This window comes from Flavobacterium sp. UBA7682 (assembly GCF_002482945.1).
In the GTDB taxonomy this organism is placed as follows: Bacteria; Bacteroidota; Bacteroidia; order Flavobacteriales; family Flavobacteriaceae; genus Flavobacterium.
Genome location: NZ_DLGY01000020.1, coordinates 88,785 through 106,571 on the forward strand (window position 1 = coordinate 88,785; position 17,787 = coordinate 106,571).

The following is a 17,787-nucleotide window of genomic DNA, read 5'->3' on the forward strand; positions in this document are numbered from 1 at the left end:
TTGGTTTTGATGTCCGATTCTCTAAAAGATAAAGCTATTTTTATTGGTGCCGCTTTAGGTTGGTTTGCTGTTATCATGCAGTTTGTCTTGATGATGCAAAACAGAGTCGAATCGTTAACCGAAACCACGATAAGGTTTTTTAGTTTCTTTACCATACTAACCAATAGTTTGGTGGCTTTATACTTTTCGGTGCTGTGGTACAAAAAGCCAACTTCACTTCTCACCCGATTTGTAAAACCCGGCTTTCTTACTGCCATAACGCTCTATATTACGATTGTCAGCGTGGTTTATCAATTTGTATTGCGCGGTATTTGGGAACCCACAGGCATGCAAAGACTGGTAGATGAAATGCTTCACACCATCATTCCGATTTACGTTGTGGTGTTTTGGTTTATCTATGAAAACAAAATGAGCGTTGCTTGGAAATCAATTCCAAGTTGGTTGCTTTATCCCTTTTCATACTTAGTTTTTATTCTTTTCAGAGGACATCTTTCAGGGTTTTATCCTTATCCGTTTGTCAATGTAACCGAATTGGGTTTAGAGAAAGTCCTAATCAATAGTGGCGCTTTGGTCTTTGCCTTTTTGGTATTGGCTTTTGTTTTTGTCGGTATTGGAAAGTCGATGAAGTTTAAAACGCCCAATAATACAACTCCGGATTCTTAACCTTACTCACATCCAAAACTGCATTTTTATCATACGCTTTCCAAGGTGAATTGGCGAAGAAATACAACTTGTTTCCCACCATGGTAGCCAAAGCCGGTTCGTCAAATTCAGGACGATTGTTATCAAGAATGCGGAAACTTTCGATTCCGTTTTGAGCACTATTCAAGTTCAACTGTGTTAGTCTTATCGGTGCTACGCCATTTTGCACGGCTATCAATTTGTTTTTGTAAAACACCAAGCCGTCAATGCCTTTACCAATAGTTCCTTCGGGAAGTTGTAACCAAGTTTTAGATAAAGTTTTCACATCAACCACTGCAATTCCTTTCAAATAATCGGCAACGAAAAGCCTATCTTCTTGATCATTAATCGTTATACCTTGCAGATTAAACCCTTCGTTTTCAAAAGACACCCATGGTTTCATTTCCTCGTTTTCAATCTTGTAAAGCATTGGTTTGGCACTATCGGAAACATACACCACATTGTTTTTAGTCACCAATAAATCCCCGAAAACGTGATGACCTTCTACCGTAAAACGCCTTACTATTTGCTTGGTTTTGATATCCACTTTCAGGATTTCAGCTTTGCCCTCAAATTCTTTTGAGAAATTTTCCATTTCCGGCATAGCCGAAGTCGCTACCCATAAGTATTGCTCTTTGGCATCGGCTTTCATGGCAAAAACAGCGAACACATTGGCTTCTGCCAACCAATCTTTACAAACTCCGGTTTTATGATTAAAAGAAACAATCTTTCTTTTGTGAATACTAGACGCTAACCACGTTTTGGCTTTCGCCAAATAAGTAACACCTTCAGGATGCAAAGTCGTTTCAGACAAGGTGACCACTTTATTAGAATGGGCAATCAAAGTATTCTGAGTAGATTTTAAGTCCAGAACAGCTTTAAAACCTTCGGTGTTTTGTATCGAACTGAAATCGGTGTCTTTCTCGAATTCGGTGGTATTGTTCATTAAAACCAATCGCTTTAAAACTGCCAAAGAAGCATCGGTTTTGCCGTTCAAAGCATAAGCAGAAGCGAGATTGTAAGTAAACGTTGGATGAAAAGGTCTAAGACTGTCGAGTGTTTTAGTCAACTTTAAAAAAGTGACGTAGTCTTTCGCTTCATAAGCTTTGACACTGTTGTTGTACATTTCTCTTTGCGATTGCGCCGAAACAAAAGGGCTGATCAGCCATAAAAGTAATAGTAGAGACTTTTTCATGATGGTAAATTTTAAACAATAAAGGTTTGACGCAGAAAATGATAATTTATTACAATGGTCTTGAAATCCTTTTGCATTTTGACTATTTTTACGCAACACATTATAACTACAATGAAACACCGTAATCAAACCCGCAAAGAAGAATTGGCCAACGCCATTTCGCATGGTTTGGGTGTGCTGTTTTGTATTATCGCCATGCCGATTGTTTTGGCTATTACTTATGACAGTAACGATTTAAGCACTTTTTATTCGGTGGCGGCTTTTGCCATCGGGATGTTTTTAGTGTACAGTTGTTCTACTTTTTATCATTTTGTTCAAAAAGAGAAGTCGAAAAACTTACTTAAAATAGCCGATCACATCAGTATTTATTTTCTCATTGCCGGCACTTATACGCCATTGATGATAAAATACCTGCCTTCAGAAACAGCTTTTATCTTTCTTACCACGATGTGGACAGTGGTTTTCTTGGGCATGTTTTTCAAAATCTTTTTCATCAACAGGTTTGAATGGTTGTCAGTTGTTCTTTATTTGATAATGGGCTGGATGATTGTTTTTGTGATAAAGCCTTTAATCGACACCGTTCCGTTGGAAGTCTTTTGGTGGATTTTAGGTGGCGGTTTGAGTTATACTATTGGCGTTTATTTTTATGTCAAAAGTTATAAGCTGTATTTTCATACCATTTGGCACGGCTTTGTTTTATTGGGAACAATACTTCATTTTGTAGCGATATATAAAAGCCTTTAATTTATCATGGAAATCTTTATCATTTGTGTTGTTGCGTTTATTGCTGCTATTCTGACCTTCTTTTCCGGATTTGGATTGGGAACCATCTTAACGCCTGTATTCATGATTTTCTTCCCGGTTAATATTGCCATCGGATTAACAGGCGTAGTTCACTTTTTTAATAATGTCTTCAAATTGATTTTAGTTGGCAAAATAGCCGACAAAAATGTTGTTTTGCGTTTTGGAATTCCTGCAATAATAGCGGCGGCTTTAGGTTCGTGGTTGTTGTCAAACATTTCAGATATAGCACCACTTTTTACCTATAGTCTTTTTAACAGAACCTTTGAAGTCTTTCCGGTGAAGTTCATCTTGGCAGTGTTGTTAATCATTTTTGCTTGTCTTGACCTTATACCCTATTTCAGCAAATTGGAATTTGGCAAAGAAAAGTTACCGCTTGGTGGCCTCTTAAGTGGTTTCTTTGGCGGATTGACTGGTGTTCAAGGTGCATTGCGCAGTGCTTTTCTTATCAAAGCCGGATTGTCTAAAGAATCTTTTATCGCTACGACTGTTGTGGTTTCTACTTTTGTTGACGTTACTCGTTTGAGTGTTTACACCACACGATTTGACAAAGCCGAATTAACCGATAACATGACCTTGGTGATTTGTGCGACTCTATCAGCAATTGTTGGTGCTTACATTGGCAACAAGTTATTGAAAAAGGTGACCTTGCATTTTGTAAAAATAACAGTAGCCATATTACTAATCCTTCTTTCAATTGGATTAGGTTCCGGATTGTTATAATGCTCTTTCTACATTAATGTAGGAATTATAAAAACAATCCCAAGAATTCTACAACGGACTAACAAATGGAATGCTAGACCTTTACTTAAAAATCACATGCAAACCGATGTTCATACCGCCAAGCTTTTAAGGAATGAAAAAGAAGTTCCTAAATCGATTGCTCATATCGTCCTTGAAATCGTTGAATATGTTCCGCATAGCATAGCGCGCAAAACCATTATAGAGAATAAAAACAATAGCTTGACTGCAGTTTCATTTGATGAAGGCGAAATATTTTGCGAAAAGACCACGGAATATGATACCTATATACAAGTAATTGATGGCAATGCCGATTTGACTATGGGTAAAAAAGACATAAAACTCAAGTTAGGCGAAAGCATAATAATTCCGGAAAACACCCTGTTCTGTTTTATTGCTAATGAACCTTTTAAAGTGACGATAACCATCATTAAAAACTCCATTTAACTCTTTCATAATGGCCAAAAAAAATACAGCAGAACAACTCAAAGAAGTACGCGAAGGGGTTAATGAAAATCAAAAAGCATTGGAAAAATGTCATAATGATTTAAAAATTGCGAACAAAAAGGTAGACAAGAGTATCGTCGATAAGGAAAAGGTATCGATAGCCCTAAAAAGTGATTTGGAAGAAATGATGTTCACCATCTCACATAGAGTTAGAAGTTCGGTAGCCAATATCTTAGCCATTTCCACTTTAATTAATGAAGATGACACCATTGAAGCTGACGAACTCAAAGAAATGATTAATATTATTTTTACCTCAGCAGAATCTTTAAATAAAGCTACTGAAGAGTTATCAAAATTCATTCGAAACCGAAAAAACAAATTACAGCCTAAATAACTTTTTAACAATTTCATAATCCACAGTATACTTTTAAAAGTGAAAAATATTTTATCTTTATATAAAACTGAAAATCATGGAAATCAATTGGATTGTAATCGTAATCGTAGCAATCGTTGCTTTAGGATTAGTTGCCTACTTGGTTCGTCAAAATCAAAAAGACAAAAAAAAGGTGACCAAATATTTCAATGCCAATCCCTCTGAATTGAGCGAAGAGGAAGAAGAACTGAACAACCTGAGATAAAACCAAACTGACCGATATACCAACTTCTTGCCTATTCTTGCGATGGTCTTTTTTTGTATTTTAGCTTAATCTAAAATCAAAAGCATGTTTACTATAGAGCAAATCAAAGCCGCGCATTCCAAAGTAAAATCGGGTGCCGATTTTCCCAATTATGTTCAAGACCTTATTCAATTGGGTGTAACCCATTATGAAGCCTTTGTTATCGACGGACATACCGATTATTTTGGCAAAGCCGATTATAAAACTTCTTCAACGGCAAAGTATGAAGCTTTAATTTTAGCCGATGAAAGTAACATCGACCAATTCACAGCCGACTTAAAAGCACACCAACAAGGTAAAACTGATTATATGACTTTTTGCAATGACGCTGCCAAATCCGGTGTTGAAAAATGGGTAGTTTGTATGGACAAAATGACTTGTGCTTATTATGACAAAGCCGGAAAAGAAATGCTGGTGGAAATAATTCCGGGTTAAAAACAAAAAAAGCAGCTGTCGCTGCTTTTTCTATTTATTATCCTTTTATACCTATTCTTTCAAAGAAGCCATATCAATTACAAAACGATAACGCACATCGCTTTTTAGCATTCTTTCATAAGCCTCATTAATATCTTGCATTTTGATGATTTCTATTTCCGAAACAATGTTGTGTTTACCACAAAAATCAAGCATTTCTTGTGTTTCAGCGATTCCGCCTATTAAAGAAGCGGCAACTGATTTTCTTCCCATAATCATTGGAACCGTATTCAAAATTGGCTCTAATCCACCTAAATAACCGACCAAAACCAACGTTCCACTAATTCCTAAAGTCCCGATGTAAGGATTCACGTCATGTACATAAGGAACCGTATCAATGATCACATCAAATTTTCCGGCTACCGAAGCCATTTGAGCTTCATCTGTAGAAATGATTACGGCATCAGCACCTAAGTCTTTAGCATCTTTTTCTTTATCAGGCGTTCTGGAGAAAAGGGTTACTTCGGCCCCTAAACCTTTGGCCAATTTGATGGCCATGTGACCTAATCCGCCAAGACCTACTACGGCAACTTTAGTGCCTTTGCCTACATTCCAATGGCGTAATGGTGACCAAGTGGTAATTCCGGCACAAAGAAGCGGCGCCACAGCAGCCAAATCTAAATTAGCCGGTACTTTTAATACAAAATGTTCATCGACTACAATTTTTTGAGAATAACCACCATGAGTGGGTTGATTTAAATGCTTATCAAATCCGCCATAAGTTCCTGTCCAACCGTTTAAGCAGTATTGTTCTAAGTCTTTTTCGCAACTACTACAAGTTCTGCAAGAGTCTACTAAGCAACCTACGGCAGCAAAATCGCCTACTTTAAGGTTGGTTACTCCACTTCCTACTCGAGTTATTTTACCCACGATTTCGTGTCCGGGCACAACCGGATAAGTAGTCATTCCCCAATCGTTCTTTGCAAAATGCAAATCAGAATGGCACACGCCGCAATACATAATTTCGATTTCAATATCTTTAGCTAAAACGTCTCTGCGTTCGATAGTCATTTCGGCCAAAGGAGCATCCGAAGCACCCGTACCATAAGCTTTTACATTTGTTGTTGCCATTTTTTATATAGTTAATTGTTTGATTATGAATTATCCTTTAAAGGTAAGTAAAATTTGATTTACAATATCTTCTCTAATCTTTTTTATATATTAGTTATAACAATAAATTCACTTTCAACTAATTGATTTTAATATTAATATTTCCTGTTTTTAACATTTGTACACCTCCAACTCATTGATTTGGTCTTTATAGTCAGCTGGAAGTAAGATGCCTTTGAGTAGCCAATCCATTTTCATCAATCTGCTCACTTTATACACGGGCACTATAGGCGTCAGCAATGAAAAATCACTAAAGTCTAATAATGTTTTGACTCTATCCGGACACACTAATTTTTGCCCTTCAATCAATACTTTAAAACGCATGATACCGAGGTGTTTTTTATATTGTTTAAAAAGATCAGCTGTAAACTCACTTTTTTGCAAGTCTGCTATTAAATGGGCTTCTCTTACCGGAAGCCATTCGATATAATTCGATGGCAGTTCTTTCAATCCCATTCTGAGACCAACGCGGTAAAAAACATTATACACCTCTTCCTTTTCTGCGTCGGTTAGCTTTTCTTCGAGCAACTCGTGGGCCGAAATCGAATAATGTATCAACATAAATAATACATCTCGGTAAGCCCAATCAGGTATGGTAGCACCCCGATTTTCTTCTACAGCAGAATGTATTTTCCGCATCGTATCAATGGCTTTATTCGCTTCGACCATAGGCGAAAACACTATCATTTTGGCATATCTTACCGTAGAAAACAATCGACCTAAAGGATCCGAAGGCAACTTACCCGTAAAATAAAGCCAATCAACTGCTTTATTCAAAGCAAATTCTGCCGCCGCGCCGGCAAAAATGAAAAGTATCGTATCACTCTTTCCCCAAATTTTTCTCACTACCGAATGTTGTTCCACAAATAATTCCATAACGTACAATTGATTTTAAGCTAAATTACAAATAATTTTAATTCAAAGCACTTTGTTTTTCAAAGTTTATTTTTTTTTACAAACAATAACTGTCATACCAATTCATTTGTCTTGAAAAAACCAGAAAATCCAAAACCTAAACCCAGTCAACTGTACACTAATTTCAATATCTTTGTCTCAACTAAATCGATATAGTAATGGAAGAATGCATTTCGGTATTTGATATGCTTAAAATTGGTGTCGGACCATCTAGTTCTCACACACTTGGCCCATGGCGAGCCGCAGAACGTTTTTTAAACGAGTTAAAAGAGGACAATCAATTAGATAAAATCACTCATGTAAAAGTAGATTTATACGGTTCGTTATCCCTAACGGGTAAAGGTCACGCGACTGATTATGCTGTAATGCTCGGATTAAGCGGTCAAGATCCGGAATATATTCCGGTGCAAAATATCGATAGTATCATTCAATCAATTGCTAAAACACACCAAATCAATTTGGCAAACGCTTTAGTAATCACTTTCAACCCTGAAACAGATATTGTTTTCAACAAGAACTTTCTGCCGTTTCATGCCAATGGAATGACTTTTACAGCTACTACCAATGACGGTCAAGAAATCATTTCTACCTTTTACTCTATCGGTGGCGGATTTGTGGTTAAAGAAGAGCGCGTTAATGCCCAAAAGAAACACCAAATCAAATGTGCGTTTCCCTTTCCAATTCAAAATGCGGAAGAATTATTGCAATACACGATAAAAGAAAACAAATTGATTTCCGAGATTGTCTATGCCAATGAAATCTCTATGCGTCCCGAAACAGAAGTCCATAGCGAACTTATGCGCATTTGGAACACGATGCTCGAATGCATGTTTATTGGTTGTCACTCTGAAGGAATTCTTCCCGGCGGTTTGAACGTACGCCGTCGTGCTTTTGACATGCATCAAGGTTTGATTGGATTATCCAATTACAATTCGCCACAAGAATGGCTTGAATGTATTAGAAAAACCGAAGTAAAATTTCGCCAAATCCTCAAATGGGTAAGTTGTTTTGCTTTAGCAGTCAACGAGGTGAACGCCGCCTTAGGTAGAGTAGTTACAGCACCAACAAACGGTAGCGCAGGAGTTATTCCTGCCGTATTAATGTACTACTTAGTCATCGAAAACCACCAAGCCGACGAAAAGCAAATCAAACAATTTTTAATGGTGGCCGGAGAAATCGGTAGTATCTTCAAAAAAGGTTCAACCATCTCCGCTGCAATGGGAGGTTGTCAAGCCGAAATAGGCGTTTCTTCCGCTATGGCGGCCGGAGCTTTGTGCGAAGTCATGGGCGGAACACCGGATCAAGTTTTAATGGCTGCCGAAATCGCCATGGAACATCACTTGGGCTTAACCTGTGATCCAATTGGCGGATTGGTGCAAATTCCGTGCATCGAAAGAAATACCATGGGTGCTATAAAAGCTATAAACGCTGCAGAATTGGCTATGGAAACTGATGCTAAAAACGCCAAAGTTCCTTTAGACAAAGTAATCGATACGATGTGGCAAACGGCTAAAGACATGAACTCCAAGTACAAAGAAACTTCTGAAGGCGGTTTAGCTGTGGCTGTAAACATGGCAGATTGCTAAATAATTCATTCATTTAAATGAATGAATTATGCAATTTTTTTCAACAATAGTATAATGGTATCTTAGGCAGATAATAGTAGTTTCGTTTATTAGAATTACTATGTTATGAAGCTATCACAATCAATCTATTATGTTGATCCTGAAACTGAAAATGCCTTAGTATTTAAAAATACTTTTGAAGGCCTTCGTCACAGTGTACAAAACTTTAGTGACGGACATGAACTCATACACAATTTGGAATTTTCAACCCAACTTCCGGATATTATATTTTTGGCCTATCAAATGCCTGTTATTAACGGAAAAGAAGTCCTTGATATTATTAAAGAATCCAAACAATGGCATAAAATTCCAATCGTTGTATTATCGGACGTTTTTCCCAGAAAAATGGTACGCCGTTATATTAAATCAGGCGTAAACTTACTAATGAAAACACCACGTCACAAAAATTATATTTCCGATTTCAACCAAGTAATTCATTCAAAATTCAATCCTCCCGAAGAATTTAAAGTGAATGTTTTAAGCGAAAGTTTTTAATGACAATTCAGCTTGAAGTAAAAAGTGCTACCCAATCCGAGTTGGCTTTCCAATCCAATAGTTCCGTTTTGAGCTTCTATAAATTCTTTGGAAATTGCCAAACCCAATCCGGTTCCCGATTTATAACTGCCCGGAATTTGAAAATACTTGTCAAACACTTTCATTTGGTAACGCTTATCAATTCCTTTCCCTTTATCGGTGACTTGAAAAACAATCTGATTATTTTCTAGTTTCAACTTTACAATTACAGTACTATTTTCGGAAGAATACCGAATGGCATTCGTTAAGAAATTAATCAAAACCCAAGACGTTTTTTCACTATCAGCTTTAACTTGCGGTAAGTCCGTTTCTGCTTCAATCAATAATTCTATTTGCTTTTGGTCTGCTTGTACACGAACGGCTTCAATAGCATAATTTATAATCTCATACGGACTACTTTTATCGATGCTCAACTGAATATTTCCTGTTTCCAGTTGGGACAATTCTAATAGTTCGCCAGTTATTTTCAACAAGCGTTGACTATCCTCTTTTATACTGTCTATCAATTGTTTTTGGTCATCATTTATACTTCCTGTAGCATTATTTTCAAGTAATTGCAAACTCATTTTGATGGAAGAAATGGGTGTTTTCAACTCATGAGAAACAGTTGCAATAAAATTGGTTTTGGCAAAATCTAATTCTTTAAAAATGGTAATATTTCGCAATATAATTACGTTTCCAATATCTATTAATTGCTCTTCACCGGTTGGTTTTATGGTAATATTTACAGTTTCCTTTTCAAAATAACTCTCTTTCCCATCGGCAAAAATCTTCATTGGATGTGCTTTTGAACTTTCCAATTCATTGACGATTAAAGACTTTATCAAATCATTCTTCAAAGCTAAGGTTGTAGCCAATTGTCCAATGACTTCTTCCTGTTTTAAACCAATAATCTTTAAAGCTTCATCGTTTACAAACAAAATAACTCCGTGATGATCCAAACCAATTATCGGATCGTGCATATTATTAATTAAGGTTTCCAATCGTTTCTTTTCGAAGGTCAATTTGTGCAAATTACTGTTCGAGTACTCTTCTAGCTTTTCAGCCATGGTATTGAATGATTTCGCCAAATCACCAAACTCGTTGTGATTGGTAAAATGTACTCGCTCACTATAATTTTTATTGGCAATTTCTTTGATACTGGCAGTCAATTCCTTTATTGGATTGGCAATATTATTGGGTAGATTGACCAACAAATTAAAGGCTATCAAAAAACAAAATGTCCCGACAATCGCAATCCATAAATTGGCCGTTTCTGCCGTTTGTTGCGCAATATCACTTTTGACTTTTATAGCATTCATATTGAGCTTCATAATCTCAAAGATGTCTTGCCGAATCAATGCTTTTATCTTTTCATCTGTTCTGTTTTTCTCTAATAAAAGAAAGTTTTTTTGCAGGTTATAGGTCACTTTATCTTCACCAACTTCAGTAATATTGGTTAATTGCTTTTTTAAATTGGTTTCAAAAAGAAGAATGGCTTTAGGTTCATCAACAGCTATTTCATCCAACGAAGAGAGCATATTTCTGGAATATTCCAAAGTAATATAGTTGGCATTGAGAATGTTTTGAGTGTCTTTCTTAATCATAAAAATATAATAAGCACTCAACATGGAAAGGATAATTATTAGGGTAAATAACAATCCGACACCGAGATTTAATTTGGTTTTAATCTTCATGACATTATTTTACCGCGAATTCGCGAATTATATTTTTTGAAAAAGGTTTAACTGCACATCAGGATTAAATCTGCAAATCTTCTGTAAATTTTCATGATAAAATCACTAAATCAACATTCGATTTCGACAAACTATTCAATAGTCTTCTAAAAATAGTAGTGGACAAAATTACTTTAAATAAATTGAAATGGGGTTTGCCAATACAAACAGTGGTAATGTCTTTCTGCTCCACAATTTTCAACATCGCATCGGTGATATTGGAACTTTCAATCTTAATCACTTCGGCTCCTAATTGTGTGGCCAATTTGAAGTTATTAATCAAATGACGCTGTTTGTCGAGTGCAATTTTATTCGGACTTTCCTTTGGCGTTTCCACATACAAAACATACCAGCTTCCGTTGTAATAACTCGCCAATCGTGCTGCTTTCCTGATGACAATTTTAGCTGTTTTATCATTGCTACTAATGCATGCCAATACTTTTTCATGTCTTAATGCAACGTTTTTCGGCACTTCATTTTCAACTTTTCGAACCACTTGACTCGCTACTTCTTTCAAAGCCAATTCACGCAATTGCAGAATTTGATCGGCTTTAAAAAAATTGGTTAGCGCCGTTTGGATTTTATCTTGCGTGTAAATTTTGCCTTCTTTCAAACGCGTAATTAAATCCTCAGAAGTCAAATCGATGTTCACCACTTCATCAGCTTGTCGCAATACGTTATCGGGAACGCGTTCTTGGACATCAACACCGGTGATGCGCTTTACATCTTCATTCAAACTCTCAATATGCTGAATATTTACAGCAGAAATCACATTGATTCCGGCTTCCAGAATTTCCAAAACATCTTGCCAACGTTTTTCATTTTTGCTACCTTCAATATTGGTGTGTGCGAGTTCATCAACAATGACTACTTCAGGACGCAAATTGATAATGGCTTGCACATCCATTTCCTCCAAATGCTTTCCTTTATAGAAAATACTTCTGCGCGGAATGATAGGTAAACCCTCTAATAATTCGTGTGTTTCTTTTCGAAAATGGGTTTCGATGTAGCCAATTTTGACATCAATTCCATTTTTCACCAAAGTATGCGCTTCTTGCAGCATACGAAAAGTTTTGCCTACACCGGCACTCATGCCAATGTAGACTTTAAACTTTCCTTTGCGCGATTTCTGAATTAAATCGAGGAAATGCTGGGCGTTATTTTGTTTTTCTTGTTCCATAGTCATTGCGAGGTACGAAGCAATCTTTTAAATTTCTCGCAAAGACGCGAAGTCGCAAGTTATACTATCAAAATCTTTGCATCACTGCGTCTTTGCGAGACCATATATTTAAAACGAAATCGCCAACGAAGTCGTTAAAAAAGTATTGTTATCTGTCGGATTTCCATCTTTCAAAAACACTTCGTCTTTGCTCGATAAATTTCTAGCTTCAATTCTGAACATCACATTATCGGAAACTAAATAATCAAAGTTTGCAGAAAATCCGTAGGTCTTAAATCCGTTTTCAGTTCCGGTTGCAATAATGACACCTTGCTTGTCTTGGTAATATTCACCACGTACCGCAATCTGAGTTTTAGCTGTTGGCTTGTGTTGCAAAATCACTACCGGCGAATACCAAACGTCATAATCACTGCTTCCATTCACAGTTTGTTGCGCTCCAATATCAAATCCCGCAGTTAAATTCGTTTTGTCTGAAAATTTAAATTGACCATAAATGTTGTTAAAATAGCGCCACTTTCTGTCGTTATCCGGTTGTTCGTTTCCAACATACGTACTCCAATTTAAAGTCGTTTTTCCGCTTGGTTTATACGTGATTTGCGTTCCAAAAGCCGGTGTTTGATTACCGTCAATCTTTTGTATGCGTTGCCAACCATTCAAATACATCGCTGCCAAATACCATTTTTCAGAAGGCGAAGTATATCCAATTTTGGCTCCGGCTTCATAATAAGGTGAATTATCAGCCAAAATACTTCGGGTCAAATTCTGGCAATCTTTTCCTATTGCACTTTCAAAACCAATGTGTGATGGCATAATTCCGGCATCAATCCATAAATTATGTTTCGAAGATATTTTCACCCCAACGTTGGCTTCAAACACATTTTTCAACAAATCTTGCTCAGCAGCCAAGTTATATTCGGCATACGTTCCGGCCATAATCGCGAAATTTCCTCGCACATTGTCTTTGGCATAATTCACTTTGGCCAATCCTAAATTCAAATTCAACTCATTGTGTTTGTTGTGGCTGTACACAAATCCGGGACGCAAATGGTTGTCCGGATTCCCAAAATCATAACTGTAATACGTTTCAATATACCCCGAAAACGTTAATGGGCTTTTTTCATTTGTTGCTTCTTGAGCGTTAACTGTTGTAAATCCGAAGGCTACTAATGTAGTAATTATTATTTTTTTCATTTTGTATAATTTTTATTTGATGCTAATCCGGCTATCCGTTGCAATCTTTTACTTTTTAAAGAAAAAGTAAAAGGATTTCTCCCGAAACTTCGGGACTATCCGGGCTAGGGGTTTTCGTTTTTTAAGAACTTCTATTTCAATTTATCTAATTCAATATTCAATCGCAACACATTTATTTTTTCTGTCCCTAACATTCCCAAAAGAGGTTTTTCAGTATTTTCGACAATTAAATGTAACACTTTTTGTTTGTCAATATTACGTGTTTTTGCAATGCGGTCTGCTTGAACTTTCGCCCCTTGAACCGAAATATTCGGATCCAATCCACTTCCCGAAGCTGTCACCAATTCCGAAGGAACTTCACTACGTTGTACTGATGGATTTTTCAATAAAAAGGTATCTATTCTGGTTTTTACTTCTGCCAAATAATCAGGATTGTTCGGTCCTTTATTGCTTCCTCCGGAACCTGCTGCATTATAATCTACCGCTGATGGTCTAGACCAAAAGTACTTGTTTTGAGTAAATTTTTGCGCCACATTGATATGGTGATTTTTTCCGTTCACGGTGACGATTTCACCTTTTCCCTGATTAGGAGCCAACTGTGCAATTCCAAGAATACTCAACGTGTAAATTCCGGAGAAAAACACGGCACAAAACAGTGTTAATCTAATTGCTGGTATTATATTTTCTTTCATAATTATTGTTCTATTATTATGTGTTTTTATTAAATTTTACTTTCTATCCGTCTATTATCTATTTGTCTATCATCTCCCTAAACAAAGACCGACACTAGTAAATCAATCAACTTAATTCCAATAAACGGAATGATTACACCGCCAATTCCGTAGATAAATAAGTTTCTACGCAACAAGGCCGAAGCACCAATTGGTTTGTACGCTACGCCTCTTAATGCTAACGGAATCAAGAACGGAATGACAATCGCATTAAAAATCACCGCCGATAGAATGGCGCTTTCGGGACTGTGTAATCCCATGATATTCAAACCTTGCAACGCCGGAATGGCTGTAATAAATAATGCCGGAATAATCGCAAAATATTTTGCTACGTCATTCGCAATAGAGAAAGTCGTAAGTGTTCCTCTGGTCATTAACAGTTGCTTTCCAATTTCTACAATTTCAATTAGCTTCGTTGGATCATTGTCTAAATCGACCATATTTCCGGCTTCTTTGGCAGCTTGCGTTCCGCTGTTCATGGCTACACCAACATTGGCTTGTGCCAACGCCGGCGCATCGTTAGTTCCATCACCCATCATGGCAACCAATCTTCCTTCGGCTTGCTCTTTCTTGATGTAATTCATTTTATCTTCGGGTTTGGCTTCAGCGATAAAATCATCTACACCAGCTTTCTCCGCAATAAATTTGGCTGTCAACGGATTATCTCCCGTAACCATAACCGTTTTGATACCCATTTTACGCAAACGTTCAAAGCGTTCTTTCATTCCGGTTTTGATAATGTCTTGCAATTCAATAACACCTTGAACTTGGCTATTTTTAATGACCACTAAAGGCGTTCCTCCATTAGACGAAATGGTAATCACTTGTTTTGCAGTATCTTCCGGAAAAGAATTCCCTGCTTGAAGGGCAATATTTTTTGCGGCATCTTGGGCACCTTTTCTGATGTTGGTTCCGTCTTTCAAAACCACACCGGAAGTTCTGGTTTCGGCCGTAAATTTGATTAAAGTCGCGCCTTCGATAGATAATTTATTGGCGACGTCTTGCCCAGCCAATTCCACTATACTTTTTCCTTCCGGAGTATCATCCGCCAGCGAACTCAACACCGCCGATTGGATAAAATCTTCCTGCGAAATACCTTTGGCTGGATAAAAAGCCGTTGCTTTTCGGTTTCCAATGGTGATGGTTCCGGTTTTATCCAGAAGCAAAACATCAATATCGCCGGCAGTTTCGACCGCTTTTCCGGATTTGGTAATCACGTTGGCTCTTAAAGCTCTGTCCATTCCTGCAATTCCGATTGCTGATAGTAATCCACCAATGGTTGTTGGAATCAAACACACAAAAAGCGCGATAAATGAGGCAATGGTTATGGGTGCATTCGCATATTTTGCAAATGGCGCTAAGGTTACCGTTACGATAATGAATACTAACGTAAATCCGGCTAACAAAATCGTCAAAGCAATTTCGTTGGGCGTTTTTTGACGGCTTGCACCTTCCACCAATGCAATCATTTTGTCCAGAAAACTTTCGCCAGGTTCAGAAGTAACCATCACTTTTATTTTATCTGACAACACTTTTGTTCCTCCGGTTACTGACGATTTATCGCCACCGGCTTCTCTAATGACCGGAGCACTTTCGCCTGTAATGGCACTCTCGTCAATTGTTGCCAAACCTTCAATGATTTCGCCATCAGTGGCAATAATATCTCCCGCTTCGCAAACAAAGATGTCGCCTTTTTTTAGTTGGGCTGACGAAACATAAGTTCCGTTTTCTAATTTGGCCGGCGTTTCCTCACGTGTTTTTCGCAAACTATCGGCTTGTGCTTTTCCTCGTGCTTCGGCTATGGCTTCGGCAAAATTGGCAAAAAGCAAGGTTAGAAATAGTACGATAAAAACAGTGAAGTTGTAGGCAAAACTCCCTTGCGAATCTTCTCCCAATAAAATCCAAAGACATACAAAAAGCATAATGGCTGTTCCTATTTCGACGGTAAACATTACCGGATTTTTGAACATGATTTTAGGATTGAGTTTGACGAAGGACTGTTTGAAAGCTTCGGCAACCAACTCTTTTTGAAACAATTTATTTTGAGATGTACTCATGATATTTTAATTATTGAGCCGAAAAATGTTCAGCGATTGGACCTAAAGTTAAAGCTGGGAAAAACGATAAAGCGGCTACGATAAAAATCACTGCAAAAACCATTAATCCGAAAGTGGAAGTATCTGTTTTCAAGGTTCCGTTACTTTCCGGGATGTATTGTTTTTGGGCTAACATTCCGGCAATGGCGACTGGTCCGATGATGGGTAAGTAACGCGCCAATAACATCACAATTCCGGTGGCAATATTCCAAAACGGCGTATTATCACCTAAACCTTCAAATCCGCTACCGTTATTGGCTGAAGATGAAGTAAACTCGTATAACATTTCACTAAATCCGTGATAACCCGGATTGGCCAACCAACCTGATAAAGCTTCGGGATCATTGGCATACAAATGACTGGCTAAAGCGGTTCCAACCAAAATTAAAAAAGGATGTAACAAAGCGATAATCATAGCAATTTTCATTTCTTTGGCTTCGATTTTCTTACCGAGGAATTCGGGCGTTCTTCCCACCATCAATCCGCTGATGAAAACACCTAGGATTATAAAGATGTAGAAATTTAAAAACCCAACGCCCACACCGCCATAAAAACAGTTAATCATCATTCCGAGTAGCGTTGTCATTCCGGTTATTGGCGTCATACTATCGTGCATAGCGTTTACAGAACCATTGGAAGTTGCTGTAGTATAAGTTGCCCAGTTGGCGGAAGCAGCCGAGCCAAAACGCACTTCTTTTCCTTCCATACTTCCCATATCTTGGGTTATTCCCATATGAGAAATAGCCGGATTTCCATTCATTTCACTAATTACTGCCGGAATCAATAACATTAAAAAACCTAATGTCATTACGCTGTAAATTGTCCACGATAGTTTTTTACGTTTTAGAATAAATCCTAAGGTGAAAACCATCGCAATTGGAATTAAAATAATGGAAGCATTTTCCACCATATTGGTCAAGTAATTTGGATTTTCCATAGGATTTGATGAATTCGGACCGTAAAATCCTCCTCCATTAGTGCCCAATTGTTTAGGTGCGACAAAAGCAGCCACAGGGCCACGACTTACATTTTGTTCATTTCCTTCTAAAGTGGTGATGGTATCTTTTCCTTCAAAAGTCATTGGCGTACCATTCATCACCAAGATTACAGCCACTACAAATGATAATGGCAATAAAACTCTTGTACAAGAACGAACGAAAAAACTATAGAAATTGCCTAAAGTTGTAGCCGTTTTTTCTTTCATCGCCATAAAAACAGCAGCGCAAATAGCCATTCCACAACCGGCGCTTATGAATTGCCAAAGCATCAAGGTCAATTGGCCTAAATAAGACAAACCACTTTCACCGGAATAATGTTGTAGGTTGGTGTTGGTAATAAAACTCACAGTAGTATTGAAGGCTAAATCACCACTCATGGAAGGATTTCCATCCGGGTTTAAAGGGAGCCAAACCATATTGGTTAAAACCAACATAGAGATTACAAACCAAACTGCATTGATAGACAAAAGTGCCACTAAATGCTGTTTCCAGTTCATTTCTTTATTGGGATCAATACCTCCTATTTTGAAAAACAATTTGTCGATTGGATTAAAAATTTTGTCCAACCAAGTACTTTCGTAATTGAAAATTTTGCCGATATAACGACCAAGCGGAATGGCTAACAGCATAACCAATCCGTACATAACGATAATTCCGAGTATTTCTGAGTTCATAT

General features: G+C 37.4%; 18 protein-coding genes. 9 read left to right on the top strand and 9 right to left on the bottom strand.

Annotated elements, in window-relative coordinates; translation table 11 throughout:
* The first annotated feature begins 9 nt into the window (after positions 1–9).
* The gene (locus tag B3C16_RS05340) at positions 10–663 is read left to right on the top strand and encodes a Pr6Pr family membrane protein (protein WP_291129587.1); all 654 of its coding nucleotides are present in this window, start codon (positions 10–12) and stop codon (positions 661–663) included.
* Here the strand turns inward: B3C16_RS05340 and B3C16_RS05345 are convergent.
* Entirely contained in the window at positions 629–1,876 is a 1,248-nt protein-coding gene (locus B3C16_RS05345) for a TPR end-of-group domain-containing protein (RefSeq protein ID WP_291129589.1), read from the bottom strand. The genes B3C16_RS05340 and B3C16_RS05345 overlap by 35 nt on opposite strands.
* A 111-nt stretch (positions 1,877–1,987) precedes the next feature.
* Here B3C16_RS05345 and trhA point away from each other — a divergent pair, with 111 nt between their 5' ends.
* The 6 genes from trhA to B3C16_RS05375 all read left to right on the top strand — a co-directional run bounded on the left by trhA (position 1,988) and on the right by B3C16_RS05375 (position 4,977).
* A complete protein-coding gene (gene trhA / locus B3C16_RS05350) occupies positions 1,988–2,620 on the top strand; it encodes a PAQR family membrane homeostasis protein TrhA (RefSeq protein ID WP_291129590.1) in 633 nt (210 codons plus the stop codon).
* Positions 2,621–2,626: 6 nt separating this feature from the next.
* Positions 2,627–3,400: a sulfite exporter TauE/SafE family protein gene (locus tag B3C16_RS05355; RefSeq protein ID WP_291129592.1), complete on the top strand. Its 774-nt coding sequence runs from the start codon at positions 2,627–2,629 to the stop codon at positions 3,398–3,400.
* 96 nt (positions 3,401–3,496) lie between these two features.
* Positions 3,497–3,865, top strand: a complete 369-nt coding sequence (locus tag B3C16_RS05360; RefSeq protein WP_291129594.1) for a cupin — start codon at positions 3,497–3,499, stop codon at positions 3,863–3,865.
* Positions 3,866–3,875: 10 nt separating this feature from the next.
* Positions 3,876–4,259, top strand: coding sequence for a hypothetical protein (locus B3C16_RS05365; protein WP_121314360.1), 384 nt, complete (start codon positions 3,876–3,878; stop codon positions 4,257–4,259).
* A 76-nt stretch (positions 4,260–4,335) separates the two neighbouring features.
* Complete coding sequence (locus tag B3C16_RS05370) at positions 4,336–4,503, top strand: hypothetical protein (RefSeq protein ID WP_158592579.1); 168 nt, start codon at positions 4,336–4,338, stop codon at positions 4,501–4,503.
* Between the two features lie 84 nt (positions 4,504–4,587).
* Complete coding sequence (locus tag B3C16_RS05375; protein WP_291129598.1) at positions 4,588–4,977, top strand: DUF1398 domain-containing protein; 390 nt, start codon at positions 4,588–4,590, stop codon at positions 4,975–4,977.
* Positions 4,978–5,028: 51 nt separating this feature from the next.
* Here B3C16_RS05375 and B3C16_RS05380 read toward each other — a convergent pair whose 3' ends face one another.
* Together B3C16_RS05380 and B3C16_RS05385 are read right to left on the bottom strand one after the other, a co-directional pair.
* A complete protein-coding gene (locus B3C16_RS05380) occupies positions 5,029–6,087 on the bottom strand; it encodes an NAD(P)-dependent alcohol dehydrogenase (RefSeq protein WP_291129600.1) in 1,059 nt (352 codons plus the stop codon).
* A 150-nt stretch (positions 6,088–6,237) separates the two neighbouring features.
* Entirely contained in the window at positions 6,238–7,002 is a 765-nt protein-coding gene (locus tag B3C16_RS05385; protein ID WP_291129603.1) for an oxygenase MpaB family protein, read from the bottom strand.
* A 197-nt stretch (positions 7,003–7,199) separates the two neighbouring features.
* Here B3C16_RS05385 and B3C16_RS05390 point away from each other — a divergent pair, with 197 nt between their 5' ends.
* Both B3C16_RS05390 and B3C16_RS05395 read left to right on the top strand, forming a co-directional pair.
* A complete protein-coding gene (locus tag B3C16_RS05390; protein WP_291129605.1) occupies positions 7,200–8,627 on the top strand; it encodes an L-serine ammonia-lyase in 1,428 nt (475 codons plus the stop codon).
* Positions 8,628–8,732: 105 nt separating this feature from the next.
* On the top strand, positions 8,733–9,161 hold the full coding sequence (locus tag B3C16_RS05395; protein ID WP_121314365.1) for a response regulator: 429 nt from the start codon (positions 8,733–8,735) through the stop codon (positions 9,159–9,161).
* On the opposite strand, the gene B3C16_RS05400 is transcribed toward B3C16_RS05395, so the two are convergent.
* The 6 genes from B3C16_RS05400 to kdpA form a co-directional block, all read right to left on the bottom strand.
* Positions 9,158–10,876, bottom strand: coding sequence for an ATP-binding protein (locus tag B3C16_RS05400; protein WP_291129608.1), 1,719 nt, complete (start codon positions 10,874–10,876; stop codon positions 9,158–9,160). The genes B3C16_RS05395 and B3C16_RS05400 overlap by 4 nt on opposite strands.
* A gap of 91 nt (positions 10,877–10,967) precedes the next feature.
* Complete coding sequence (locus tag B3C16_RS05405) at positions 10,968–12,095, bottom strand: sensor protein KdpD (protein ID WP_291129611.1); 1,128 nt, start codon at positions 12,093–12,095, stop codon at positions 10,968–10,970.
* Between the two features lie 108 nt (positions 12,096–12,203).
* Positions 12,204–13,286 (bottom strand): porin, encoded by a 1,083-nt coding sequence (locus B3C16_RS05410; RefSeq protein WP_291129613.1) that lies wholly within the window; start codon positions 13,284–13,286, stop codon positions 12,204–12,206.
* A 131-nt stretch (positions 13,287–13,417) separates the two neighbouring features.
* The gene (locus B3C16_RS05415; protein ID WP_291129616.1) at positions 13,418–13,978 is read right to left on the bottom strand and encodes a K(+)-transporting ATPase subunit C; all 561 of its coding nucleotides are present in this window, start codon (positions 13,976–13,978) and stop codon (positions 13,418–13,420) included.
* Between the two features lie 77 nt (positions 13,979–14,055).
* Positions 14,056–16,074, bottom strand: coding sequence for a potassium-transporting ATPase subunit KdpB (kdpB, locus tag B3C16_RS05420; RefSeq protein ID WP_291129619.1), 2,019 nt, complete (start codon positions 16,072–16,074; stop codon positions 14,056–14,058).
* A gap of 10 nt (positions 16,075–16,084) precedes the next feature.
* Positions 16,085–17,785 carry a potassium-transporting ATPase subunit KdpA gene (kdpA, locus tag B3C16_RS05425; protein ID WP_291129621.1) on the bottom strand — a complete coding sequence of 567 codons (1,701 nt, stop codon included), beginning with the start codon at positions 17,783–17,785 and terminating at the stop codon, positions 16,085–16,087.
* Between the last annotated feature and the right edge of the window lie 2 nt (positions 17,786–17,787).